Raw genomic sequence first — 24,880 nt, forward strand, 5'->3', positions numbered from 1 at the left:
CAAAAAGCGGGAACAATGGTTTCGCTTAATTAATCGAGTTCTCGTGCATCAATATGTTTTCAAAGGGGTCGGGGTTCGCTTAAATGTGCTTATTATTTACGCTGCTGCCCCGTCTTTTTTCAGCTTCTGAATGTAAACCACGTGTTGGTTTTAAGATTTTTTCCCTTTTGTATTTAGCCATTTGAGAAAACGGAGAGCTTCGTGGCGATTTTCTTCTGGAGAATTTTTTAATTCCTCACGCCATATCCTAAACTCCGGATCGTTAAGAAGCTCGACTATCTCATTTTCCTCTTCTCTTGTGGTGAAATTGTCGTAACCGTGTTCTCTCACCTGGCTTTCTCGACCTAATAAATAATCTGCAGTTACTTCAAGCACCTTTGTCAGTCTGGCAATATCTTCAGTTCCCGGAGAAGTGTATCCCCGCTCCCAATTTGAGACGACCTGTGACGAAACATTGACTTTTGTAGCGAGTTCCTTTTGCGTTAGTTTTCTTCTCTTCCTATACTCTCTAATTCGGTGACCGATTGACATTTAAATCACCTGCTATCGGATTAGTTTTATTTTAATAATACCAATTAGTAACTAATTTCGATAGAAAACTAACGGAATTTGAGATCTAATGGATTATATTTGACATTAACAGGAAATGGTAGTATGATTTTATTAACGGAAATCGTTATTCTTGTTTTGGAGGGGATACATTGATTCATATAAATGTTGAACGTATTCGTCAAGCAAGAGGGGTTACAAAAACGCATATGGCCAAGAAGTTAAATTTGTCTCTGCAAGGTTACAGGCATATCGCTTCGGGAAGTGTTAGATTGGATGCAGAAAGGCTTAAGGTTATTGGACTTATTTTAAACGTAAATCCGAGTACTTTTTTTGATGATAAACTAACGGAATTGGTTATAAAAGAAATCGATAGTATTGGGAGTAATGATTCTGTTGGACAACCCAATAAGAATAAAAAAAGAAAGCCTGGTGAGGGATAACAAGTAACCTCGAGCCCTGCTCATTGAAAGCTGAACGGAAAATGGAATTAAGGGGAGATCCTTATATGACCAAGCTCGAAACAGCTTTAACGATCGCTGAAATCCAAGTTGCATTGTTGAGGCTCCTTCATCGTATGACTGAGGATGAACTGTATGAACGGGAAGATGCGATTGGGGATATTAAAGAATTGCTTCGGGAAATGAATGGAGTTTACTATCCTTTTGAATAATGAATAACTGTTCCGGTTTTGGGCCATGCAAAAACCGGTTTTCATGATGAAAGCCGGTTTATTTTTTTTCATAAGGGTTTTTGATGAGAATTGGGTTGGGGTTGCCAGAAATATAAGGCAATATTGAGTATTCTGGACGATGATTGTCAGCATAAAACTCCTCTTGGATCTTTAAATTTGCAGCTTCTGTTTCAGACATGCCCTCAGCGGAACCGTAAATTCGTTTCGCAGCCTCTCTGCTGTCCAGCTTCCCATTCTTGTCGGCCGGTTTATTTTCCGTTTCTTTTCGATTCATTTGAAAAACCTCCTTCAGTAACAAGCCTAGTATGCTCATTGCTGCTTTTTTTACACCATGTTTCAAAATGAATTTGTTTCTTTATCTTGTTAATACCCGAATACGGAAGGGGTATAACTTGATAATCCTTCCAAAAGCCGATAACACAGGCTTCACTCGGGTTGCGTTGATTCCATCCCCCGCATTGTCCCAGAAACCCTTGAAGATTTCTCAATTCAGCCCACTGCTCTTGAGCCTCTGAAAATTGCTCTCTTTTGTCGTCAGGCACTTCTGCTCTAATCCATTTGACTAACAATTGATGATCCTCCTTACTGACTGATTGTTTATTACATTTATTTTCCATTTCCGTAAACGTTTCACAGGGTTTCTTAATGGGTACTATGATAGAAACATTTTCATTTTATTAAAGAATCAAATATTCCTAAAGGAGATGTAGAAATGAACAAAAATTCAGTAAACGCTACTAATATGGAATATCTTAATAATGGACAGACATTAACCCGTGAATCAGATGAATCCTTTTATTTTGAAAATCAATTGGAGGGGATCGAAGATATTGAAGATGTTGATGCATCAGATATTGCCTATATATTTGCGGGGTGTTCGCTGATCGGATCGATTATTTATCTTTTGTCATATATTTTATAGCTAACAAAACTAAACAACCGGAGAAGGCGAATTAGTCCGTTGTTAAAATTTCCGCATACAATTTTTCAAACTCTTCTTCCCTGGTGTTGCTGTTTAAAAAAGCAGGGTCGATGATGGCTGTCAAGAGCTGTTGCTTCTTGATGGGATCGGCGACGTTGTTTAAGATAAATTGTCGACAATCATGTAGAAATTCGAGATAGTTTTCGAATTTTTCATCATACACTTCGGCAAGGTCATCTCGTATTGCTTTTGCCAACGAAGGGCTGGCTCCCGAGGTGGAGACTGTAATTAGAAGCTTTCCTCTTTTCAAAACGGACGGTGCTATAAAGTCTGAATGCTCAGGGTTATCCGCCATGCTGACAAGCTGAAAATCTGAGGCAGCCCTGTGGACTTCTATGTTTGCTTCTTGATTATTTGTCGCGGCGATAATCAATGCTGCCTCTTGAATATCCTCGGCAGAAAAGCTTTTTTGGCGCCAATCAATGTTCTGTCCATCCGCTAATTTTTTCAGGCCCGCAGTTAATTCAGGACTAACGACGCAGATTGTGGCGCCCGTATTTAGCAGCCCGTAAACCTTGCGCTCGGCCACTTTTCCCCCTCCGACAACCACAGTCATTTTTCCGGACAAATTAAGGTTCACCGGATAATACTCTTCTTTCATAATCAACACCTCTACGTCCAAATATAGCATGGCTTGCCCTAGTTTCAGCAACTCTTTTGCGCAGAACGTTTCGGAGCCTTCCATCAAAACCGGTCGGATCACACAAAATCGATTGTTCTCCTGCAAGCCGTTCAGAAATCTGCTTTGCAACTCCACCTGTAAAAAGAAAATGTGGGACGACATAGACTTTATTCATATTGATTCCATCCATCACAACCCGGTAATCGGGATCAGATTTAATATACCCGGTATACACCGGCGAAGCAAGATTGAATTGGAGCATTTCTGCGAGACGGCTCAATTCCTTTGCGGCTTCTGGCTCGCGGCTGCCGTGGCAGACAAGCAACACTGATTCCTGTTTGCTGTTTGAAAAACCTTTCGCGCCAAGCCGTTCCTGAATCACCTTTACAACTTCTTCGTCATAGCCGATTGGTTTTCCGTATTGAATCGTAACATCGGGAAATACCTGTTGTACCGTTTTTAATTCTGATGGAATATCTTCATTGGCATGAATGCCCGGCAGCAGCAGGAACGGAACAATAATCAATTGCTTTGCGCCTTTTTCAACACAGCCTTCTACAGCTTGAAAAATATCCGGTTCCCCGTTTTCGAGAAAGCCGTATGCTTTTATCGGCACTTCGACCACTTTATACCACTCATCGATAAATCTTCGGAACTTCATGTTCCCCTTTTCCGACCGGCTTCCATGGCCGATTAAAATGACTGCCTCCATGTGCTTGTCCTCCTATACTTTAAGCAGAGGCTTACCCCCATTTACTATTTATCAAATGCTCCAACAAAGCAGCTTTAGTTGGATTGGCAAGCACAGCTTTCGGCTTAATTTCATGTTCTGCCGCTGCCTGCAGCGTTTGCTTCCCCATACAGACGATTGATGCACGATCCAGCAGCTCCCTTGGAATAAAGTTAGCATTGATCCCCTCTTGCATCAGAATCTTGACCGATAAACTGCTTGGAAAAATAACGGTATCAACAGCAGCTTCCTCAAGCATTCGCTCAAAAATCGGCAGAAACTGTTCATCGATTTTTTTATGGCTCGTGATGTACAAATCAAATCGTCCATACTTGGAGGAGGCATAGGCCAGCTGCTGTTCTTGAAGATGATTGTCACCAACCAGAAGCAGCCTTCCATCAGGACGCATTTTTTCAGCTGTGTCGGCCAAAAAGCCTTTTTCATTCAATGCTTTGGCAGATTTCACTGAAGCTCCAAAAAGCTCAGCCTTCAGGGAGCGGATATCGATTCCCGCTTCGAAAAGGACTGTAAAAAAATCGGTGATACTTTCCGGCGAAGTGAACAAAATTCTGCAATAAGCATCTAAGTTCTTTAGTATATGCATATCAATCGGGGCCGGGACCTTATTCCATTTCGGAAATTCGATCACATCTGCACCCTGGTCCGAAAGCTCTTTTGCAAGTTCACTTTGATTGGTTCCCGTCCGGGCAAGCAAAATTTGCCGGCCAAACAATGGCTTTTTTTCAAACCAGCTGATTTTTTCCCTTAAGGACACGATATTGCCTACCAATGTTATCGCAGGATTGCTGAAACTGACCGCTGTCGCTTGAACTGCAATTGTTGCCAGTGTACCCTGGAGCGTCTTCTGGCGCCCGAATGTGCCCCACTGAATCAAGATCACTGCTGTGTCGGAAGGCTTACCATTTTTGATGAGGTTTTCGCAAATGAATGGCAAATTTGCAATTCCCATGTAAAAGGCAATCGTATCAACACCGGAAGCGAGTCCTGGCCAATCAAGAAGCGGCTTGCCATCCAGCGATTTATCATGAGCCGTCACAACGGCAAAAGATTCACCATATTTTCGGTGCGTGACGGGAATGCCCGCATAAAGTGGAGCCGCAATCCCGGAAGAAATACCGGGAACGATTTCAAACTCGATACCATGCTGCGCCAAAGCTTCCGCTTCTTCGCCGACACGGCCGAAAACCCCCGGGTCCCCGCCTTTTAGACGGATTACGGTTTTTCCTGTAAGCGCATTTGAAACGAGCAAATCAGTGATGGCTTCCTGGCGTAAAATATGACGGTGGGGCAGTTTTCCGCAATATATCAGCTCGCAGCCGGGCACTGCAAATTCAAGCAGCTTCGGATTTGCCAGCCTGTCATAAAGAATCACTTCCGCTTTCCTAATGGCTTCCATACCTTTGACGGTGATTAATCCGACATCGCCAGGGCCGGCTCCAATTAAATACACTTTTCCTTTACTCATGATGCTGACATCCTTCCGGGGTTTCGTGTAGAAAATAAACCTTTTTTCCTTTGATGAATTGCGTTTCCAAGTTCAATCATTTATCGAACAAGGTACACGCTATCACCCTCGACCTCGATATTGTATGTTTTTACCTTGCCGCTTTCCGGTGCCTGGACTCTTCCATCCTGCAATGAAATCTTCCAATCGTAAACCGGGCAATAAATGAATTCGCCGCTTAGCATGCCTGCTGCAAGGGTCCCGCCTTTTGGATGCGGACTCTTATTTTCAATCGCTTTCACTTCACCATTTGTCAAACGGAACAACGCAATTTCTTCGTTTTCAATTTTTATGACTTGCCCCGATCCTGCTGGAAGGGCCGCATAGTCCGCCACTCTGATTTTTTCTTTTGTTGTCCTCATGTCTGCCACTCCTTTATCGAACCGTTACCGGGATTGATCGTGTTTGGTAATATTTTTCCTGGATTTCTTTGCTTTCAATAGCTTCCATCCATGGTTCATTATATCTTGAAAGGGTGCGGTCGAGGCGCTCGTTTAATTGTTTTCTTAAGCCCTCTTCTGCGAGTATTTCTTTTACAGCTCCGAGCCCGATTCGGTCAAGCCATTTTGAGGTGCGTTCCAAGTAGTTTGCTGTCTCGCGATAATACTGCATGTAGGCACCGGTTATATCCATAACTTCTTCTTCCGTTTTAACAGTACAGAGCAGGTCCCCGGCACGGAGGTCAGTCCCGCCGTTTCCAGCAACATAAATTTCCCAGCCGCCATCGATTCCGACGACCCCGACGTCTTTAATGCCTGCTTCAGCACAGTTGCGCGGGCAGGCCGACACTCCCATCTTGACCTTATGCGGTGTATCGAGGCGTTCGAATTTTTTCTCCAATCTGATTCCCAGGCTCATTGAGTCCTGCGTTCCAAAACGACAAAACTTTGCCCCGACACAAGTTTTTACCGTACGCAGTGTTTTACCGTACGCATAGCCGGACGGCATGCCGAGCTCTTCCCAGATTTGCGGCAAATCTTCTTGTTTCAATCCGAACAGGCCAATCCGCTGGCCGCCTGTCAGTTTCACAAGCGGGACGTCATATTTTCTGGCGACTTCGGCGATTTTTTGCAGATCCTCCGCAGTCGTTACGCCGCCATACATTCGCGGCACTACAGAATAAGTTCCATCCTTTTGGATATTAGCGTGCATTTTTTCATTGACGAGGCGGGAGTCACGGTCATCACGATAAAGCTCCTGATGGACCATTCCAAGGAAATAGTTAAGCGCCGGGCGGCATTTCGTACAGCCTTCCTCCTGCTTCCATCCCAGCACGTACATCGCTTCTTTGACGCCTGTCAAGCCCTTTTCCCGGATTTCTGCGACGATTTCATCCCGGCTTAATTCTGTACAGCCGCACAGCGTTTGTTTTTTCGGTGCTGCGTCAAAGCTGTCACCCAGTGTATAAGCTAATATATCAGAAATGAGCGGTTTACAGCGTCCACACGAGCGACCGGCATTGGTACATCCACCCACTTCATCAACGGTTGTCAGCTGATTTATTTGAATAGCATCGACAATCGTCCCTTTAGTCACACCGTTACAGCCACATACCAGTTCTTCAGCTGGCATTGAGACGATATCACTATGCTCACCGCCGCCACTTTGAGTCTGTAAGAGTGATGTGCTGGTCATGCCACTGATATCTTCTTTATTCAGAAGCATTCTGAACAACTTTGTGCTGTCCTTCGTTTCCCCGTAAAGGACTATGCCAACGACCGTGTTATTGCAGATCAAGATTTTCTTATAAATACCATCAAATTCATTATGGACTTTAATGGACTGTGTGGTCGGGTCATCGATGATTTCTCCGGCGGAGAACAAGTCTACATCAGAAACCTTTAGCTGTGTACCGACAATTGATCCTTCATAGGGTTTTGGCTGCTGCCCGCATATATGTGCAGCAAGAACTTTGCCTTGTTCGTAGAGCGGAGCAACCAGGCCGTATACAATTTCCCGGTGTTCAGCACATTCACCGACTGCATAAATATTCGCTTCATTCGTCTCCATGTAATCATTGACGACGATTCCCCTGTTAACGTATATACCGCTGTCTTTTGCAACCCTTGTGTTCGGTTTAATTCCAACGGCCATCACAACGAGGTCCGCGTCGACTTCCGAACCATCTTGAAAGCGGAGCCCTGTCACACGGTCATTGCCAAGAATTTCAACCGTTTCTTTTTCCATCAGGAAATTCATGCCCTGATTCTCAAGCTCTCGCTTCAGCATCGCAGCAGCAATTGGATCAAGCTGTCTTTCCATGAGATCCGGCATTAAATGCACGACATCGACTTCCATCCCGAGATTAAGCAATCCCCGGGCAGCTTCAAGACCGAGCAGCCCGCCGCCAATTACGATTGCTTTTTTGTTTGTTTCCGCAATATTGATCATCATTTCACAATCTCGAATATCACGAAATCCTGTTACACCCTGTTTGTCAGCTCCCGGAATGGGCAGGATGAATGAGCTTGAGCCTGTCGCGATAATCAGTTTATCGTAGGTGACGGTCCGGCCCTTTTCCGATATCACCCGTTTGTTTGCTTTATCGATTGTTGTGATCGCTTCACCTGTATATAACTGAATCCGATTGTCTTCATACCAGCTCCAGTCATTCATAATGATATCTTCAACATTGGTATCTCCCTGAAGGACTGTCGACAATTGGATCCTGTTGTAATTCGGGTATGGTTCGTTTCCGAATATCGTGATTTCAAATCTGTCAGGCGCAATTTTCAGGATTTCTTCAATTGTTCTGACCCCGGCCATGCCGTTTCCGATCATGACGAGCTTCGTCTTGTTCATGTTATGGTCCTCCAGTGCAGCTCAGTATTGTCGTTTACAATGAATATCATTGTTCTTCTGCCTTTATTGTAATGCGATAAATATACAAAGTTTGTGAAGTTGATCACATTGATGTAAAAATTGTTCACTTCTTCACAAAAAATGCAAAAAAAAGATAGTGCGTGTCCTCACATATAATTGGGAAGAAATAAGCCGGGAACAGCTGATCTGTTCCCGCCTAAAGTTTATGCCTGTTCGTTTTTCCATTAAAGAAATTGCTTTATGAAATTCATTCACTTAACTATTTTCTTAAATTCTCTTGATCCTTTAAGCGGTTTTGCTGGTCAGGCACTCTGCCCTGGTCCTTGAATTGACTCTCCTCCTTTTGTTCTTCTTGTAGTTTCCGCGCATAGTCCAATAAGCTTTCTTTCTCTTTTCTGTTAGATGCCATGTCTATCCCTCCTTAAAGTCATTGTTAGTCTTTTCCCGAAAGATTTCATTGAAAAACATCGCTCGCTGCATGTGTGAGCAGTTTTTTTGACAGCCAAAAAATAACTATTATATAATCGCAAAGTATTTTGTTTGTGCAGCATTTTTGCAAGCTATCATTCATGATCAATTGTTTTTGACGGCCGGATAAACAATATTTGAAAGATTTTGAGGAAGATTGATTGCCCGCATATTTAACCTCCTTGCAGACACTGCACTCTCAGGCTACAACAACCACAACATAGATAATGGAGGAACACAGCCAATGGCAAATGTTTTATTTGTAAAAGCAAATTCACGACCTGCTGAGCAAGCAGTCAGCGTGCAATTATATGAAGCTTTTCTAAACAGCTATAAAGAATCCCATCCAGAAGATCAGATCACAGAACTTGATTTGTTTGCAGAAAATCTGCCATATTACGATACTGATAAAATCAACGGTATGTTTAAGCTAGGCCGCGGTCTTGAACTCACGCCTGAAGAACAGCAAGCAACAGAGTTGGTTAATAAGTATTTGGACCAATTTATTGCTGCTGATAAAGTAGTTTTTGGTTTCCCGCTATGGAACTTTACGATTCCGGCAGTTCTGCATACTTATTTTGATTATCTTGGCCAGGCGGGAAAAACATTCCGCTATACACAGGAAGGTCCAGAAGGATTGCTCTCAGACAAGCAGGTCGTTCTTTTAAATGCAAGAGGCGGTGTTTATTCAGAAGGCCCTGCAGCTTCGATTGAAATGGCAGTTAATTATGTCATGACTGTGCTTGGATTCTGGGGAATCAAGGATGTAACAACTGTTATTGTCGAAGGACATAATCAATTTCCTGACAGAGCAGCAGATATCATTGAAGAAGGTATCGCGAGGGCAGCAACGGCTGCAAATCAATTCTAATATCCATTAGAAAGAGCTGTGAATTTGGTCTTGTACCAAACTTCTAAGTAGTTCAGTTTTAAGGTACAAATCATCGGTAAACACCACAATTTGATGTCCAATTCGCATATGAATTGGACTCTTTATTTTTTGTTGATATATCAACGCCATATAAAGAGATACGGAAGGCTTTGGCAAGCTTCGAAAAGCGCTGGCCGACTCAAAACCGCCACGTTTGATGGCAACATCGGAACTACCACGTCGATGCTGCGGGCCTGACAGTGAAATCGGGCTTGACTCCATCCGCAGGACCGCAGCGACTCGGACTGAGCTGGGCACATCATCGCGTTGTACCGAGCCATAATGTGCACAAGATGGTCCGAATAACCCACTCATTTAGACTATCATTGCTTATTTCTTGCTTGTCCTGTCCGAATAACCCGCGCATTCGGACTATCATATGCCAGTTTCCCGCCTGTCTTGTCCGAATAACCCGCGCATTCGGACTATCATTGCTTTTTTCCCGCTCGTCCTGTCCGAATAGCCCGCGCATTCGGACTATCATTGCTTTTTTCCCGCTCGTCCTGTCCGAATAGCCCGCGCATTCGGACTGTCATTGGTTTTTTCCCGCTCGTCCTGTCCGAATAGCCCACTCATTCAGACTATCATTGCTTATTCCCCGCTCATCCTGTCCGAATAACCCACTCATTTAGACTATCATTGCTTATTCCCCGCTCATCCTGTCCGAATAGCCCACTCATTCAGACTATTATTGCTAGTTTCCCGCCTGTCCTGTCCGAATAACCCGCGCATTCGGACTGTCATTGCTTTTTTCCCGCCTGTCCTGTCCGAATAACCCGCGCATTCGGACTATCATATGCCAGTTTCCCGCCTGTCTTGTCCGAATAACCCGCGCATTCGGACTATCACTGCTTATTCCCCGCTCATCCTGTCCGAATAGCCCACTCTTTCGGACTGTCATTGCTTTTTTCCCGCTCGTCCTGTCCGAATAGCCCACTCATTCAGACTATCATTGCTTATTCCCCGCTCATCCTGTCCGAATAGCCAACTCTTTCGGACTGTCATTGCTTTTTTCCCGCTCGTCCTGTCCGAATAACCGCGCATTCGGACTATCATATGCCAGTTTCCCGCCTGTCTTGTCCGAATAAGACCCGAACATTCGGACTGTCATTGCTTTTTTCCCGCCTGTCCTGTCCGAATAGCCCGCAATTCGGACTATCATTGGTTAGTTCCTGTATGTCCTGTCCGAATAGCCCACTCATTCAGACTATCATTGCTTATTCCCCGCTCATCCTGTCCGAATAGCCAACTCTTTCGGACTACCATTGCTTATTCCCCGCTCATCTTGTCCGAATAACCCGAACATTCGGACTCCCATAGGTCATTCCCCGCCAACCGCTGTCCGATTTCACCCCCTCACTCGGATTAGCACCATAGCAAATTTCTAGAAATCCCTCATTCGGGAACTTATTTATCTTCTAATAATGTTTGACGGCAAATTAACCTCATTTATAATGAGCCTTTTTATCATTTTTCCACTTCAAAACTTAGCTGCTTAACGAAACTTCACAGTTCTTTTTTCATTACGCCCCGGAAATCTGTGCATTGTGATCCCCCGCCTCATCCAGGGTATTCCTTGATCCTGATTCACCGCTTTACGTCTTAGGACTTACAAAAAAATAATTCCCCGGCTCAATGAATTAAGAGAAAATCCGTAATACACTGATATTGTCGATACAGTTTATTCGTTATACGATAAACGAGAGCTTATTACATGATCATTATAGAAAGCGGGTAAAGAAATGAAAAGAATATTAATCATTTTTTGCATCATTCTTGGCGTGTACTTATTGTTTTTCTCCAGCTTCAATATTTCAAGCCTGCTGACCGGAAAAGACGAGCAACAGGCACGAGTTACGGACAATATCGATTTGATTGAAATTGATGTTTCCAGCCTGGATGCGGTGGTTATTCCTGAGGAACGGGACAATGTCAAAGCGGTGCTTGATGGTAAAGGCAAGGTAACGGTTAAAGAGCGCGGAGATAAGATTACAGTGGATTATGATCGGAAATGGTATCAAGGTTTTGGCTTTTTCAACACGCCAACACTTGCCGTTTATATTCCCGAGAACTACAAAGAGGATATGAATATCGATATTGGTTCAGGCACATTTAATTATGATGGAGGATCGGCGGGAAATCCTGCAAAATTGAATCATTTATCACTTCACATGGGTTCAGGTGATGTGAATATAATGAACCTGGATGTCAAAGAATACGTGCAAGACGTAGGATCAGGCAGTGTTGTGATTGAAACTCTTACTGCTGAAAAAGGTGTTTTTAATGTCAGTTCCGGAGATACGATGCTATCCAATTATTCCGGACAATTAAATGCTGATGTTTCATCGGGAGAATTAATCGTTCAAATGGCAAAACTGAACGATGCAATTAATATTGATGTCAGCTCTGGAGATGTCAGTCTCGACCTTCCTGCTGATGCCGATTTCAGTTTAAAAGGGCAAGTGAGCAGTGGGGATATTTATAGCGATTTTGATTTAAAGAACCAAAATACAAGCAAAAAGCTAATGGAAGGCACTTATGGTTCAGGTAAACATGAAATTAATTTGAATGTTTCGAGCGGACAAATTAATGTCTTTTAATTCGTGAGGAGAATACTTGCCATTCTCCTTTTTTACATATAATGTTTATAAAATCCTATGACGAACACTTTCCCATTTTCCACATGAGTTTTAGCCTTCATGAGCCCTATGACGAACACTTTCCCATTTTCCAAATGAGTTTTGGCCTTCATGAGCCCTGTAAAGAACACTTTCCTATTTTCCACATGAGTTTTGGCCTTCATGAGCCATAAAAGCACCCGCTCTCTTTGCCCATCTAAAGATAGCTGGAAAATGTTAAATACAAGTTATATAGATAAGCAGTTCCATGCCTTATTACGATTTAACCCTCCCTGACAGATGTGGACTCAAGTGTCCAGCCAGCCAAAGAGCCGCCAAAATAATGAATAACATTCCTATTCTTTTCATGGCTTGTTCCTTTCATGTATAGTCACAAAATACTTCTATTTTCTGTTACTGAATTCCTTCAAACAGAAGAGAACCGCAGCTTTAAACTAACGGGTTCTCTTGATGGGGACAAAACAATAAAATAACATATAAAATCGCAGACCTATCAGCATTATCTGATAGGTCATTTTTTATTGATATAGAGCCATTTGTTTGGATATTTCAATAAAAATAGCACCAAAAATAGCATACAGGTGACAATGTACAATAGTCATGAAGTGCGATTTAATTGGCTAAAATATATACTAAAAAGTGTGCTATTTTTCCTAAATAAGGGAGGCTTTATTATGCGATTTATGGTGCCAAAGGAAAAGAATTTAAAAAAGGCAGATTGGGAAGTATCGCAAAAGATAATAGATTTGGTCAAGGCTTATTCCGAATACACGGATAACACCGAAAATGAGGTTGTCGAGTATTATTTAAGCCAAATTCAAGAAGATGAACGGTTCCGAGCTTGGGCTATGAAGAAGCGGAATAACAAGAAACTGTTGAAATTATTGGAGATTGAAGAACCTCAAAACGGAGGGACTACCAGTTGAGCAAATTAAAACGACTCGCAACCGTTTCGGATACGATTGTTGAAATTGATAGTCCGTTCTCATTGGATGAAATTAACCAAAGAAATAAAGATTATCCCATTCTATCGGATAAAAAATTTGCGACGAAGTACAGTAAATCTTTGTTTCATCCAGTTACATTTCGGATAAACGGGGTTGAACACAGTATCCAATATAACTTCTGTGATGACCAGTTTTGTAAGTGGTTTGGTCAGCCTCAAGTCCGATTTACCACAGTCAAAAATAAACCATATCGCTACAAACTTGTCGGGCAATCAAATAAGAAATCAATCCAATGCAATCCTGACCCCATTTATCCAAACAGGTGAATGACTTTCAATTGCACTTCTAAAACCTATTCAAATTGGAGCGTAGCACAGGAAATCGAACGGTTAATCCGCATCAATTCTGTAAAGGATATAGAGCCTGAATACCAGTTTCATAAAGAATCCTGTGAATATACAGATGAAAATCCATTTGAACATCCCTCCCTTTTCTATAAAAGAGGGAAAAGCAAAACGGGAACGCAGCGATGGCAATGTAAAAAGTGCGGGAAAAGAACAGATATGATGCCGACAAGAAGGCAAACATCCACCTACAATCAAAAGAGAAATGACATCCTTCCATTGTTCACGAAGCTGCTTGTCAACAAAATGCCTGTTTCAAGAGCTATTGATGTTTTGGAGATTGGTGTCAAAACCTATTACAGCAAACTGGAATGGATCTATCGTCGGTGCTTAGAATTTTTGGAGCGGCACGAACAAAAGCCACTTCAAAATAAAACATTTGGAACGGTCTGGTTAAATACTGACAAGATGATTTATAATTTGAACAATGTTCGAAAGAAAGGAATGGGCGGAGCGAGATATGATGATGTGGAAGATACGCAATTTTCAACTCATATCATCATTTCTGCCGATGTATTTTCCCGTTATGTATATCGGGCAGATGTTGCTTTTGATTGGGATGTACGGCTGGAAGATATAATGCTTGATACCATTTTATATAAAGATGACCATCTGCATCTATTTGCTCGTAAACACGCAAGATTACGGTTCAGCTCTTATCCGCAAGAGCCAACGGAAAATGACACTCAAACGATGGCTGAGTACAAGAAAAAACTCGATGAATTCGATACCAGAAACCACTATATTGAAGGGTTGCATACAAACGGAACTTACACCACTATGGCTCATTATTGGCTTATCAAAGACCTGTTAAAGGCACAAAATTGGCGATTTGTGACCGATAACGAAAGTTCCTTGCATTCAGCAATGTATCGGGTGTTTTCGGAGGATTTCAGGTCATTTTCGGCTCATCATTTCTTGTGCCTAACCGACCGTGAGAAATCACGGAAACAAGCCTACCAGGAGTTCAGGGAGGCAAGTACCGATTTGTATAATTAGGGATTGGCGACGGGAATCGACAGCCGCAATCCTTATACAATTGCCTATCATTATCTTGTAGATTTGTTTAAAAATCGTGGTCATCAATTTCATAAGGAGATTGTCTTACCGACACACAGCTTCACGGTCAAAGATAATAATCCAATTGTTCATCCCCTTGCTTCCATTGACCGAGGATATACGAAAGTGGATTGCAAGACGGACTTATCTTCACTGGAACCTGAAGAAGTTGCAAGGTTAATTTTGAATGTAAATGACCACGCCACCAACTTCTTTATCCAACACATTCGCAGAAAATTGTCGGTCCTGGAACGCCCACTCACAACTGCAAGAGGTGATGGGAAAAGCTATATCTATTCGAATTTCAATCCCAAATACGCTCAAATGGCTACCACAATCCTCCGAACGTATTACAATTTTTGTTTGCCTTATAAATCTTATGATAAGCAAAAGTTGACTCCTGCACAGCGTTTAGGGATTACTGACAAGAGATTTAACATTGAAGATATATTGTATTTAAGGTGAGTGTAAAAATTAGAAAAATTAATAAAGGATGGTGAAAATATAAGCTAAAATTAGAAGGTAAATAACAAACAGGGTGAAGAAGTTTTAGGTTGATGGGCAGGTTAAGCAAGTTCTCGTTTATGTGCATAGGCTTCAATTTGTTATTAAATATTTTGCTTTTTTTATTAATTAGAATTCCGTTTTCAGGTGGAGTAATCTTCGGAACCATTTACCAAATTATACTTTTTGGCAATATAGTCCTACCAGTTATGGTATCACTTGGGGGAGCTATGTTAGGAATTGGTTCTATAATACTTAAGGAAAAACCGTTAGTAAAATCAATGATTGCGATAGTATCTAATATTATTTATATAATTGCATACTTTTCTGTTTGGTCTATGTAAAACATTGGAAAAGTGTGAGAAATAGCGTATACCAATGTCGAATTTTTATGTTAAATATTAAAGCGATTTAAAAAGCATCGGTGCGAAAACCGATGCTTTTTTTGATGCTAAAATTTTGTGATTTTTATTGTTTTTTTTACTTTTGTCCCCCAGAAGAGAACCCGTTAGCTTTAAACTGCGGTTCTCTTAAGTGAAACAAGTCGTGGACTTGTCAGATATTTAACTCATAAACTCTCGCTTCATGCGGCCTTATATTCATTGTCTCTGAGAAGTCTGCACAATCTTCATTCGGGTAGTTTGAGATGATTAGCTTTCCTGTCGATATTTCTGAAACAGGAGTGTACGAGTTTGCCTTATCCGAATGGTTTAAAATGACCAACCATGTCTTGCCATTGTAAGTGCGGGTATAAACATATAAATTTGGGTCGTCTTTGGATAAATCTTTATAATCTCCATAAACCATAACCTCATGGTCTTTTCTTAACGATATAAGCTTTTGATAATAATAGAAAACAGAATCAGGGTCCTTTAATGCTTTTTCCACATTAATACCCCGATAATTCGGGTTCACTTTTATCCATGGTCTTCCCGACGTGAACCCAGCCTGATCGCTATCATCCCACTGCATTGGCGTTCTTGAATTATCGCGGCTGGGTAGAAGCAGGCTTTCAAACACTTCATCCGGATCCTGCCCTTTTTCAACCAATTCTTTGTACTTGTTCTTCATAGCAACATCATCATAATCATCGATCGAATCAAAGCGGACCCCGGTCATGCCGATTTCTTCGCCTTGATAAACATATGGCATGCCCGGCAGAGTATGAACCATGGTCGCCAGCAGTTTCGCAGATTCAACACGGTATTCACGATCGTTTCCATACCGGGTTACCTGGCGCGTGTGATCATGATTATTGAGAAACTGCGAATTCCAGCCTTTCCCCTTCAAGCCTTCATACCAGCGGGTTTGGATTTCCTTATAACGAAGCATATCCCACGTCGCCATTTCGTCGGCAACCTGAAAATGAAAGAGTGTGTTCAGCTCGTTTCTGTCTTCCCCTACATAAAGCAGGCCTTCCTCCGGCGTCACGAACGGAATTTCCCCTACTGTCATCACATCGTAATGCTGCAGAACTTCCCTGTTCATTTCCTGCAAATAATCATGTATCCCCGGATTATTGGCCAAGTAGCTAATATCGAATGGATTTTCGGCATCTGGAAATCCTTCCTGTTTTGCAAGCAAATTAATGACATCCATGCGGAATCCATCGATCCCTTTATCAAGCCAAAAGCGCATCATTTTATAAATTTCGCTGCGAAGCTCCGGGTTTTGCCAGTTTAAATCAGGCTGCTCGACCGCAAACGAATGGAAATAATATTGGCCGGTTGCCTCATCCAGCTCCCATGTCGACGGGGCAAAATAAGACCGCCAATTGCTCGGCTCCCGCCCGTCCTTCGGATCTTTCCAAATATACCAATCACGCTTTTGATTATCAATTGAGGAACGGGATTCAATGAACCATGGATGTTTGTCAGAAGTATGGTTAACAACAAGGTCCATAATCACTTTCATGCCACGCTCATGAATTGCTTTCACAAGCGTCTCGAAGGTTGGCATGTCGCCAGCCTTGCCCATAACTCCATAATAATCGCTGATATCATAGCCATTATCGCGATCAGGTGATTCGTAAAAAGGATTAAGCCAAATAACATCAACGCCAAGACTTTTTATATAATCAAGCTTCTCGATTACACCTTGCAGGTCACCATAGCCATCCCCGTTCGTATCATAGAAACTGCGCCAATACACTTGGTATACAACAGCTTCCTTCCACCATGTTTTTTTCAGTGAATTCATCAAGGTCAGCTCCCGTTCTAAATTAAAAACCCTTATAAACTCTTGCTTCATATGGCCGCAATTCAAACGATAGAGATGGCTTTCCTTCAATCGCGTAGTTACTGATTAACAGTTCAACTGCAGTGAATTCGACATCTTCGGGCAATGAGAATGGCACAGATTCACCGCTAAAATTAGTGATGACCAACAGCTTCTCATTTTCCAGGGAACGGGTATAAGCAAAAATTTGCTTATCTTCCGGAAGAATCAATTGATAATCCCCATAAACAATAATCGGATGTTGTTTGCGAAGTTTAATAAGCTTGCGATAATAATGATAAACTGAGTTGTGATCTTTAACCGCTTGTTTTGCATTAATTTCATGGTAGTTAGGGTTTATTTTCAACCAAGGTTCACCGGTTGTAAAGCCGGCATGTTCTGAGTCGTCCCATTGAAAAGGTGTTCTGGCATTATCCCTGCCCTTGACGTAAATCGATTCCATCACTTTATCATGGCTTTCATTGCCTTCAATCACTTTTTCCTTGTACATATTTAGGATTTCAATATCTTTATAGTCTTTAATCGAATCAAAGCGGACATTGGTCATGCCGATTTCTTCACCCTGGTAAATATACGGAGTACCTTGAAGCATATGGAGGAATGTCGCGAGCATTTTCGCCGACTCTACCCGATATTTCCCATCGTCGCCAAACCGGGACACCATGCGCGGCTGGTCGTGGTTATTTAAGTAAAGACTGTTCCAGCCTTCCCCGTTTAGGCCTGTTTGCCACTTCGTAATACTTTGTTTTAAATCACGAAGATCAAGAGGTCTTAAATCCCATTTTCCATTTGGTCCTGAATCCAGATCGACATGTTCAAATTGGAAAACCATATCCAGTTCTTTACGGTCATCCCCTGTATAAAGCTTTGCTTCGTCTACAGTAACACCCGGCATTTCACCGACAGTCATGATGTCATATTTCGAAAGAACTTCGTTGTTCATTTCATGCAAAAACTCATGAATACGGGGGCCGTTCATATAAAATCTCCCGCCTCCCACGTACTTTTTCCCTTCACGGTTTGGGGCGTCCGGGAGGCCTTGTTGTTTGGAGATAAAGTTGATCACATCCATTCGGAAGCCGTCAATCCCTTGATCTAGCCACCATGTCATCATTTTGTAAACTTCTTTCCTTAAGTCAGGGTTCTCCCAATTCAGATCTGGCTGTTTTTTACTGAATAAATGAAGATAATACTCTTCTGTCGCTTCATCGTATTGCCAGGCAGAACCGCTGAACGCCGACTCCCAATTATTCGGCTCACGCCCATCCTTTCCCGGGCGCCAAACATAATAGTCTCGATAAGGATTGTCCTTCGACTTTCTTGATTCAACAAACCACTTATGCTCATCGGATGAATGGTTCACGACCAGATCCATAATCAGCTTCATGCCGCGATTGTGCACTTCTGTAAGCAGCTTCTCCCAGTCTTGCATTGTTCCGAATTCATCCATAATATCCTGGTAATCACTAATGTCATACCCATTGTCATCATTCGGGGATTTATAGACCGGTGATAACCAGATGACATCGACACCCAATTCTTTCAAATAATCAAGTTTTTCGGTAATTCCTTGTAAATCACCGATCCCGTCGCCATTGCTATCATTAAAGCTGCGGGGATAAATTTGATAAATGACGCTCTCTTTCCACCAGGTTTTGTTCAAAACGATCGCTCCAATCACTGATTTTTGTATAGCGTATTATTGTAGTTTCTACATTCTTAAAACTGTTTATTTTATCGAACCTCTCATCACGCCGCTGATTACCCATTTTTGCGCAAAGATATAAACAATGATCATCGGAGCTAACGCCATTAAATAAGAAGCAAAGGCCAGATTATAATCTGTGCTGAATTGCGATTGGAAAATATACTGGACGAGCGGTAAAGTCGCCATATCGCGGTCGCTTAGCATCACTAGCGGAAGCATAAAATCATTCCACGCGCCAAGGCATGTGATAATCGCAACTGTTGCATTCATAGGCGCCAAGAGCGGGAAAATGATTTTCCAAAAAACTCCCCATGTGCTCGCACCATCGATAATTGCTGCTTCCTCGAGTTCTTTTGGTATCGATCTGATATATCCAATATATATAAATACATTAAATGATAAATTGAAAACGATATAAAGGATAATCAATCCGACTAAATTATCCATTCCCCATGCACTCGTTTGTTTTACAATCGGAAGCATAATAATTGGAAACGGAATAAACATCGCACTAATAAAATAATAATACAAAAACTTATAAAACTTCTTATGAAGATTGCGGGCCACCGCATATGCAACCAGGGAATTCGTAAGGACCGTAAAGATGACAACAAAAACAGTGACGAATAAACTATTTTTGAAGGCGTTGAAGAAATTCGTCATCTCGATCGCTTCCGTAAAGTTATTGAATGACCATGATTGCGGCAGCGCCAATAAGTTTCCTGCCATTTCAGCTGGCGTTTTAAACGCAATTGTGACGGTTAAATAGAGCGGAAATACAATAAATAATGACCCCAAAATTAAGAGAATGGTTACAGGCCAATTTGTTTTTTTCGTCATCATTAGCTTTCCACCTCTCTTTTTTCTAAAAATTTAAGCTGAATGATCGAAATGACAACAATAATGATGAAATATATAACGGCATTTGCCGATTGGTAAGCAAATTCGCCGCCCTCGAATCCGCCGCGGTAGATGAGCAACGAAATCGATTCGGTTGATTGACCTGGCCCCCCACCAGTCAGGGCCATAATTTGATCAAATACCATCAAGAAGTTTTTCATCGATAACACCATATTAATCGTAAAGAAAGGAGCGATTAGTGGAAAGGTAATCTTCCAGAACCTCGTCCAATGATTGGCGCCATCAATGCTCGCTGCTTCATATAAATCCTCAGAAATCGTGACAAGACCTGCTAAATAAAGAATCGTATTAAATGCGACTGCCTGCCAGACGGCAACAATAACGATCCCGATCCAGGCAAGGTCAGGGTCTCCCAGGATGTTTGTTGACAAGAATTCAAGCCCAGTTGCTTCGCCAATCTTCGGCAGGAAATGGGTAAACACAAAGTTAAAAATAAAGCCAACAATCAGTATGCTTAGAATATACGGTAAAAAATAGACAGCCCGTAGTGATTTATGGAATTTAATCTTTGAATTAAGGCCCATCGCAACCAGCAAGCTGATTATGTTGACGATAATGGTTGATATAATCGCAAACTTAAAGGTGAATATATAGGCATCGAGCGCCCGTTCATCCTTAAATACATTTAAGTAATTCTTTAATCCGACAAAATTCCAATTTCCGTACCCTTTCCAGTCAGTAAAGCTATAAAAAATCCCCTGCAGTGCAGGATATGTGTGAAAAGTAAAGAAAAGGACAAACGCAGGAATTGCAATGACCAAGAATGTTTTGTTTTTCTTATTCATCGAAACCTCTCCTTCTTAACAGCCCAGGGCCTCCGCTGCAGATGCCCCGGGCATTGATCCTTTTAGCGATTTTGGACTTTGTCCCACTCGCTGTCCATTTTCTTTAGAAAAGCCTCTTTTTTTTGTTCAATTAAAAACTCTTGAACGATGTTTTCTGCTCCCATTCCTGCTGGGTAGTAATGATCAGGAAAGCTCGTAATCGCTCCGGATTCAAAATTAGCTTTAATTCCTTCAAATACCGGATCCTCCTGGAAGACACCTTCGATAGCAGAGAAGGCTTTTTGTTCATCAATATAACGTTTCGCTGTTTCTTTTTCCCTCATAAATTCAACAAATTTCAATGCTTCGTCTTTATGCTCTGTATCCTCATTCACACCAAGCAGTACATCAACACCTGAAACCAATTTATTTTGAGCTGGATCATTTGTGACCGGCATTGGAAATACTCCAAGCTGAATATCCGGATTTGCCTTTAAAATTTCCGGAATCGCCCAGTTGCCCTGGATGTACATGACAGACTTTCCACTCGCAAACGCATTATTTCCGTCTTTATAAGCAACTCCCATATTATCTTTATGACCATAGCTTATAAGAGATAACATTTTGTCAGCAGCCTCACCATAGCTTTTAACAAATGTAGTTTTACCTGCCGTTTTCTCCTCGGCAAAATCGTCCCCTGCGGTATTAGCACCTAAAGAGTTCCATGAGATCATTCCTGTCCAGGCGTCTTTCAAGGTGAAGTAAATCGGGATCTGACCGGCAGCTTTCGCTTGATCAAGTACAGCGATAAATTCATCCCAGGTCGCAGGAACCTGCAAGCCAAGCTCTGCAAATTTTTGCTTATTATAAATCACCGCATTGGCGTTCGATGCGTATGGAAGACCGAATATTCCATCCGTTTCAGACCCGACCAAACGGCCAATCATTTCAACGTAGGAAGGCTGAACATTCTTTACAAGCTCAGAATCAGTAAAGTCATGAAGGACACCGGCACGACCGAGCTCTCCATATGTCGCATTACCCGCGATTGCCATTATGTCAGGCATATCATTTTTCGTTAACCGTGTTTTTAAAACGGTTTCTGCTTCAGGTGGTGCCTCGAGCTTCACTTTAATATCCGGGTTTTGTTTCTCAAAATCTTTGATTAACCCTTTATAGGTTTCTATATTCTCCGGCTTATTTGAAAACATCTCCAACGTGACCTTTCCATCTGCGCTTTCGCTTGAAGATGAACATCCCGCTAACAATCCAGCACCCAGCGCCAGAGCCATCATACCTGCAATCATTTTTTAAACATTGTTTTTCCCCCTGAATATCATTTTTTAATTACGTAAACGTTTACTTTTTGCGTCTTAAAAAAATTCCTATCTTGTCCGATATTTACGTAAACGTTTACGTAAAAGAGTTGAGAAAAGAAGAATGAGTTATTCTTCTCTATACACTGTTTCTTTCGATAATTTGATGTGGCATAATCCGGCTTTCCACGCTCTGTCCGGTTTCCATCATCTCAAACAGCATTTTTGTGGCCATTTCCCCCATTTCAGCTAACGGCTGCGCAACAGATGTTAACGGGGGTGCCGACATTTCCGCAATGCTCAAATTATCGTACCCAATAATCGATAGGTCATCAGGAACTTTAATCCCAAGCTGATATGCTTTTGATAAGGCACCAATTGCGATCTCATCGCTGGCTGCAAAAACCGCGGTTACTCCCGGAGCCTGCCGCATCAAAGCTTCCAACCCTTCGACCCCGTCCTGGAAAGCAAAGCTTTTACTGTTAATAATGTATTTGTCGTTTACAGGAAGGCCGTTATCTGTCATTGCGTTGATGTAGCCGTCTATTCGCGGTTTCCCCGCAATAATATCGTCTTTATTCCCGCTGATCATCGCAATTTTTTTATGTCCTTTCTGAATTAGATATTGCGTCGCTGTGTATGCGGCATGCCTGTCATTCACTTTTACATAGGGTACCGGATAAACATACGATTCAGTTGAAAGAAGCACCATTGGGACCTTCATCTTTTTAATATATTGATAGTATTCATCTTTTAGAACTTCACTGGTAAAAATAATTCCGTCAATTCTTTTTTCATTCAGTAACTGAAGGTACTTCATCGTTTTTTCACCGTTTGACTCTGTATGACAGACGATAACGCTCGATCCCTGTTCATTGGCTGCTTTTTCAATTCCACTTAAAAACTCTGTGACCAGCATTCCGGAAAACTTCGGAAAAAGTACCCCGATCGTATGCGTTCTCTTATTAATCAAGCCCCTGGCAACAGCATTAGGCTGATAGCCTAATTCCTCAATCACGTCCAGCACTTTTCGTTTTGTTTTTTCAGAAAATCCCGTTTGGTTATTAACTATTCTTGATACCGTTGCAATCGAGACATTTGCTTTCTTTGCAACATCTTTGATGGTGTATTCCATATCCCACCCTCTTTCTGGAAGCATCAAAATTACGAAAACGTTTACGTAATGATCTTAGCACTAATTGAAAACCCTTTCAACGTTTTTCGAAAAATTTTTTTTGCTATAAAAAATAAAACCTGATCATAAAGAGAATTAAAATTCTCCTCTGCACCAGGTTTATTTTTTAGTTTGATTGATTTGTTGCTTCCTGCTCATTCTCTTGTTCTCCTACAGCTTCGCAACCCGTTCATATATATCTGATAAAGTACGGCAGCCAAGTTCGTCGATTTTTGACAGATAGCAGCACCAAAGCTTAGCGGTCAGCTTTGCATCTCCAAGCGCATGATGGCGATCTGCGACCGGTATGCCATTATGTTCACAAAAATCTTCGAGCCTGACCATGTTTGCTTTAGGTTCGGCAATTCGGTACAAAAACGATGTATCAATAATTCGATGCTTTAAAGGTGCGCGAAACAGTTTCCAGCATGCATTTTGCAAGAAGCTTTTTTCATGATTTGCATGGTGGGCAACAAGGCTATCACCGTTTACGAATTCAAAAAATTGAATAAGGACGTCTGAAAGATAAGGTGCATGTTTCAGTTCATCACTTGTAATGCCGGTCAGTCTCTCTATTTCCGGTGAAAGATTTTTCTCGTAACGAACAAGAGAGTAAAATACCTCGTTTTCATGAATTTCCCGGCCGCAAACCCGAACTGCTCCCAATGAGATCATTTCATCTCCCTGGTCAGAAAAAAAACCGGTCGTTTCGATATCAAATACAACAACATTCAACTCGTGTAAAGGTATGGTCATTGATGCTTCGACCTTCATCTCTTTTTGCAGCTGCCGCAAAAATGCCACTTGTTGAGAGCTCTGCCCCCCCACGGTTGAATTGATCTTTCCGTGAATTCCTCTCATCATATCAATAAGCGGAAATCTCATTTTTTTACACCCTTTTCAACAATTGCCTGGACGTATTGTTGAAGCTTTTTTCCATCTTTAAGGATTTTCTTTAGTTCATGTTTTTCAGCTTTACTTAGTTTTTTTATGCTCAAATAATGGCCTTCATCATACGATTTATTTGCAGCCAGTGAAAGTCGATAGCTTAACAGCTTTCTAAAATTCTCTCTATAGTCCAACAGTTCATGATGATTTTTTGTTAACCGGTCAATTCTCGCCAGAGTTGACGTCTCTTTTATCCCTTCTTTTAGCGCCAAAATCCTGACGGCATTGACATATGGAATAATCGCAGTATTTTTTAAATCGATCGAACCTTTATACAAGCCTTTTTCCTCGGGAATAATTTGGCCAAAAGGGCCGACTGCGTTTTTCATATGCATGACATTTTCTAATAAACGCATTAATATTTTCGGATGCTCTTTTTGAAAGTCATAAATAAACGACTTCAGCTCGTTTACAAAGCTTTCCGCACCGACCAGCGGCCGCGAATCGTAAAAAATATGCAAATAACGGATTGACTGCCAGCTTTCCTCCTCGAGCCACTGCAAAAGCTGCGCTTTCCATTCAACCTTCGATTGGCACCAGAGCGGATTCGAACTCATTACTTTCCCTTCGCAATAAGGGTATCCGACTATAGCCATTCCAAGGGAAAGCTCTTCGCCAAGCCTCAGAAAATACTCAGCGGCTTCCGGGCTGGACCTTTCGTAAATAATGCCATGGTCCTGGTCGCTGATCAGCCCTTGCTCAAACCGCCCTCCACTGCCCGTAATAAACCAGGAATAACTGCAGGGAGGGGAACCATTGTTCAATCGGCATGCCGCAAGCTGATAAACCTTGCGTAACACTCTGTCATGAAACTCATTTAAGGAAAGAGTATCTCCCTGAAACGAATGAATCGCTTCATCCTTCCATATTTTAATCGCTTCATAAGATTCAAAACCATCGGCCATTGCAACACTTCCTTCGTACCCGGCAGAAA

Annotated in this window: 29 protein-coding genes; 9 read left to right on the forward strand and 20 right to left on the reverse strand. The window is 41.9% G+C overall.

What is annotated here, in order from left to right:
- Positions 1–150: 150 nt before the first annotated feature.
- On the reverse strand, positions 151–531 hold the full coding sequence (locus CVD23_RS09990) for a helix-turn-helix domain-containing protein (RefSeq protein WP_101577317.1): 381 nt from the start codon (positions 529–531) through the stop codon (positions 151–153).
- A 170-nt stretch (positions 532–701) separates the two neighbouring features.
- Here CVD23_RS09990 and CVD23_RS09995 point away from each other — a divergent pair, with 170 nt between their 5' ends.
- Positions 702–992, forward strand: coding sequence for a helix-turn-helix domain-containing protein (locus CVD23_RS09995; RefSeq protein ID WP_101577318.1), 291 nt, complete (start codon positions 702–704; stop codon positions 990–992).
- Between the two features lie 65 nt (positions 993–1,057).
- The gene (locus tag CVD23_RS21930) at positions 1,058–1,222 is read left to right on the forward strand and encodes a hypothetical protein (RefSeq protein ID WP_180955616.1); all 165 of its coding nucleotides are present in this window, start codon (positions 1,058–1,060) and stop codon (positions 1,220–1,222) included.
- Positions 1,223–1,280: 58 nt separating this feature from the next.
- Here CVD23_RS21930 and CVD23_RS10000 read toward each other — a convergent pair whose 3' ends face one another.
- Positions 1,281–1,517, reverse strand: coding sequence for a hypothetical protein (locus CVD23_RS10000; protein WP_101577319.1), 237 nt, complete (start codon positions 1,515–1,517; stop codon positions 1,281–1,283).
- A complete protein-coding gene (locus CVD23_RS10005; protein WP_180955617.1) occupies positions 1,492–1,812 on the reverse strand; it encodes a DUF4937 domain-containing protein in 321 nt (106 codons plus the stop codon). Before CVD23_RS10005 ends, CVD23_RS10000 begins: the two co-directional genes overlap by 26 nt.
- Before the next feature lie 143 nt (positions 1,813–1,955).
- On the opposite strand from CVD23_RS10005, the gene CVD23_RS10010 reads away from it, so the two are divergent.
- Positions 1,956–2,165: a hypothetical protein gene (locus tag CVD23_RS10010; RefSeq protein WP_101577321.1), complete on the forward strand. Its 210-nt coding sequence runs from the start codon at positions 1,956–1,958 to the stop codon at positions 2,163–2,165.
- 31 nt (positions 2,166–2,196) lie between these two features.
- On the opposite strand, the gene CVD23_RS10015 is transcribed toward CVD23_RS10010, so the two are convergent.
- From CVD23_RS10015 to CVD23_RS21935, 6 genes are all read right to left on the reverse strand, one after another.
- Entirely contained in the window at positions 2,197–2,826 is a 630-nt protein-coding gene (locus CVD23_RS10015) for a precorrin-2 dehydrogenase/sirohydrochlorin ferrochelatase family protein (RefSeq protein ID WP_101577322.1), read from the reverse strand.
- Positions 2,795–3,559, reverse strand: coding sequence for a sirohydrochlorin chelatase (locus CVD23_RS10020; protein WP_101665907.1), 765 nt, complete (start codon positions 3,557–3,559; stop codon positions 2,795–2,797). The genes CVD23_RS10015 and CVD23_RS10020 overlap by 32 nt, the downstream gene beginning before the upstream one ends.
- A gap of 31 nt (positions 3,560–3,590) precedes the next feature.
- Positions 3,591–5,063: a uroporphyrinogen-III C-methyltransferase gene (cobA, locus tag CVD23_RS10025; RefSeq protein WP_101577325.1), complete on the reverse strand. Its 1,473-nt coding sequence runs from the start codon at positions 5,061–5,063 to the stop codon at positions 3,591–3,593.
- Between the two features lie 80 nt (positions 5,064–5,143).
- Positions 5,144–5,464, reverse strand: coding sequence for a nitrite reductase small subunit NirD (gene nirD, locus CVD23_RS10030; protein ID WP_101577326.1), 321 nt, complete (start codon positions 5,462–5,464; stop codon positions 5,144–5,146).
- A gap of 13 nt (positions 5,465–5,477) precedes the next feature.
- Entirely contained in the window at positions 5,478–7,904 is a 2,427-nt protein-coding gene (gene nirB, locus CVD23_RS10035; RefSeq protein ID WP_101665908.1) for a nitrite reductase large subunit NirB, read from the reverse strand.
- Between the two features lie 280 nt (positions 7,905–8,184).
- Positions 8,185–8,334 (reverse strand): hypothetical protein, encoded by a 150-nt coding sequence (locus CVD23_RS21935; RefSeq protein ID WP_180955618.1) that lies wholly within the window; start codon positions 8,332–8,334, stop codon positions 8,185–8,187.
- A 303-nt stretch (positions 8,335–8,637) separates the two neighbouring features.
- Here CVD23_RS21935 and CVD23_RS10040 point away from each other — a divergent pair, with 303 nt between their 5' ends.
- Positions 8,638–9,264 (forward strand): FMN-dependent NADH-azoreductase, encoded by a 627-nt coding sequence (locus CVD23_RS10040; RefSeq protein WP_101577328.1) that lies wholly within the window; start codon positions 8,638–8,640, stop codon positions 9,262–9,264.
- Positions 9,265–9,583: 319 nt separating this feature from the next.
- Here the strand turns inward: CVD23_RS10040 and CVD23_RS10045 are convergent, their stop codons facing one another.
- The 3 genes from CVD23_RS10045 to CVD23_RS10055 all read right to left on the reverse strand — a co-directional run bounded on the left by CVD23_RS10045 (position 9,584) and on the right by CVD23_RS10055 (position 10,486).
- Positions 9,584–9,808, reverse strand: a complete 225-nt coding sequence (locus tag CVD23_RS10045) for a hypothetical protein (protein WP_101665909.1) — start codon at positions 9,806–9,808, stop codon at positions 9,584–9,586.
- 210 nt (positions 9,809–10,018) lie between these two features.
- Positions 10,019–10,225 carry a hypothetical protein gene (locus tag CVD23_RS10050; protein ID WP_142382891.1) on the reverse strand — a complete coding sequence of 69 codons (207 nt, stop codon included), beginning with the start codon at positions 10,223–10,225 and terminating at the stop codon, positions 10,019–10,021.
- 66 nt (positions 10,226–10,291) lie between these two features.
- The gene (locus tag CVD23_RS10055; protein WP_101665911.1) at positions 10,292–10,486 is read right to left on the reverse strand and encodes a hypothetical protein; all 195 of its coding nucleotides are present in this window, start codon (positions 10,484–10,486) and stop codon (positions 10,292–10,294) included.
- 580 nt (positions 10,487–11,066) lie between these two features.
- Between CVD23_RS10055 and liaG the strand changes: the two genes are divergently transcribed.
- The 5 genes from liaG (at position 11,067) to CVD23_RS22465 (ending at position 14,838) form a co-directional block, all read left to right on the forward strand.
- Positions 11,067–11,924 (forward strand): LiaG family protein, encoded by an 858-nt coding sequence (gene liaG, locus CVD23_RS10060; RefSeq protein WP_101577330.1) that lies wholly within the window; start codon positions 11,067–11,069, stop codon positions 11,922–11,924.
- 713 nt (positions 11,925–12,637) lie between these two features.
- Positions 12,638–12,889, forward strand: coding sequence for a hypothetical protein (locus CVD23_RS10070; protein ID WP_101665913.1), 252 nt, complete (start codon positions 12,638–12,640; stop codon positions 12,887–12,889).
- Positions 12,886–13,236 carry a hypothetical protein gene (locus tag CVD23_RS22455; RefSeq protein ID WP_257988275.1) on the forward strand — a complete coding sequence of 117 codons (351 nt, stop codon included), beginning with the start codon at positions 12,886–12,888 and terminating at the stop codon, positions 13,234–13,236. The genes CVD23_RS10070 and CVD23_RS22455 overlap by 4 nt, the downstream gene beginning before the upstream one ends.
- On the forward strand, positions 13,237–14,313 hold the full coding sequence (locus CVD23_RS22460) for a hypothetical protein (RefSeq protein WP_257988277.1): 1,077 nt from the start codon (positions 13,237–13,239) through the stop codon (positions 14,311–14,313).
- Positions 14,314–14,316: 3 nt separating this feature from the next.
- Positions 14,317–14,838 (forward strand): hypothetical protein, encoded by a 522-nt coding sequence (locus CVD23_RS22465; protein ID WP_245917405.1) that lies wholly within the window; start codon positions 14,317–14,319, stop codon positions 14,836–14,838.
- A 594-nt stretch (positions 14,839–15,432) separates the two neighbouring features.
- Here CVD23_RS22465 and CVD23_RS10085 read toward each other — a convergent pair.
- The 8 genes from CVD23_RS10085 to CVD23_RS10120 all read right to left on the reverse strand — a co-directional run bounded on the left by CVD23_RS10085 (position 15,433) and on the right by CVD23_RS10120 (position 24,851).
- Positions 15,433–17,067 (reverse strand): glycoside hydrolase family 13 protein, encoded by a 1,635-nt coding sequence (locus CVD23_RS10085; protein ID WP_101577462.1) that lies wholly within the window; start codon positions 17,065–17,067, stop codon positions 15,433–15,435.
- A gap of 31 nt (positions 17,068–17,098) precedes the next feature.
- Positions 17,099–18,778 (reverse strand): glycoside hydrolase family 13 protein, encoded by a 1,680-nt coding sequence (locus CVD23_RS10090; RefSeq protein WP_101665915.1) that lies wholly within the window; start codon positions 18,776–18,778, stop codon positions 17,099–17,101.
- Positions 18,779–18,844: 66 nt separating this feature from the next.
- Positions 18,845–19,663, reverse strand: a complete 819-nt coding sequence (locus tag CVD23_RS10095) for a carbohydrate ABC transporter permease (RefSeq protein ID WP_101577463.1) — start codon at positions 19,661–19,663, stop codon at positions 18,845–18,847.
- A 2-nt stretch (positions 19,664–19,665) separates the two neighbouring features.
- Positions 19,666–20,529, reverse strand: coding sequence for a carbohydrate ABC transporter permease (locus tag CVD23_RS10100; protein WP_101665916.1), 864 nt, complete (start codon positions 20,527–20,529; stop codon positions 19,666–19,668).
- A gap of 62 nt (positions 20,530–20,591) precedes the next feature.
- Positions 20,592–21,800, reverse strand: coding sequence for an ABC transporter substrate-binding protein (locus tag CVD23_RS10105; protein WP_257988278.1), 1,209 nt, complete (start codon positions 21,798–21,800; stop codon positions 20,592–20,594).
- A 163-nt stretch (positions 21,801–21,963) separates the two neighbouring features.
- Positions 21,964–22,959, reverse strand: coding sequence for a LacI family DNA-binding transcriptional regulator (locus CVD23_RS10110; protein ID WP_101577336.1), 996 nt, complete (start codon positions 22,957–22,959; stop codon positions 21,964–21,966).
- Positions 22,960–23,169: 210 nt separating this feature from the next.
- The gene (locus tag CVD23_RS10115; RefSeq protein WP_101665918.1) at positions 23,170–23,883 is read right to left on the reverse strand and encodes an exonuclease domain-containing protein; all 714 of its coding nucleotides are present in this window, start codon (positions 23,881–23,883) and stop codon (positions 23,170–23,172) included.
- Complete coding sequence (locus CVD23_RS10120) at positions 23,880–24,851, reverse strand: DUF294 nucleotidyltransferase-like domain-containing protein (protein WP_101665919.1); 972 nt, start codon at positions 24,849–24,851, stop codon at positions 23,880–23,882. The genes CVD23_RS10115 and CVD23_RS10120 overlap by 4 nt, the downstream gene beginning before the upstream one ends.
- Positions 24,852–24,880 lie beyond the last annotated feature (29 nt).

Origin of the sequence: Bacillus sp. V33-4 (genome assembly GCF_002860225.1) — a bacterium.
Taxonomy (GTDB): domain Bacteria; phylum Bacillota; class Bacilli; order Bacillales; family Cytobacillaceae; genus Bacillus_BJ; species Bacillus_BJ canaveralius.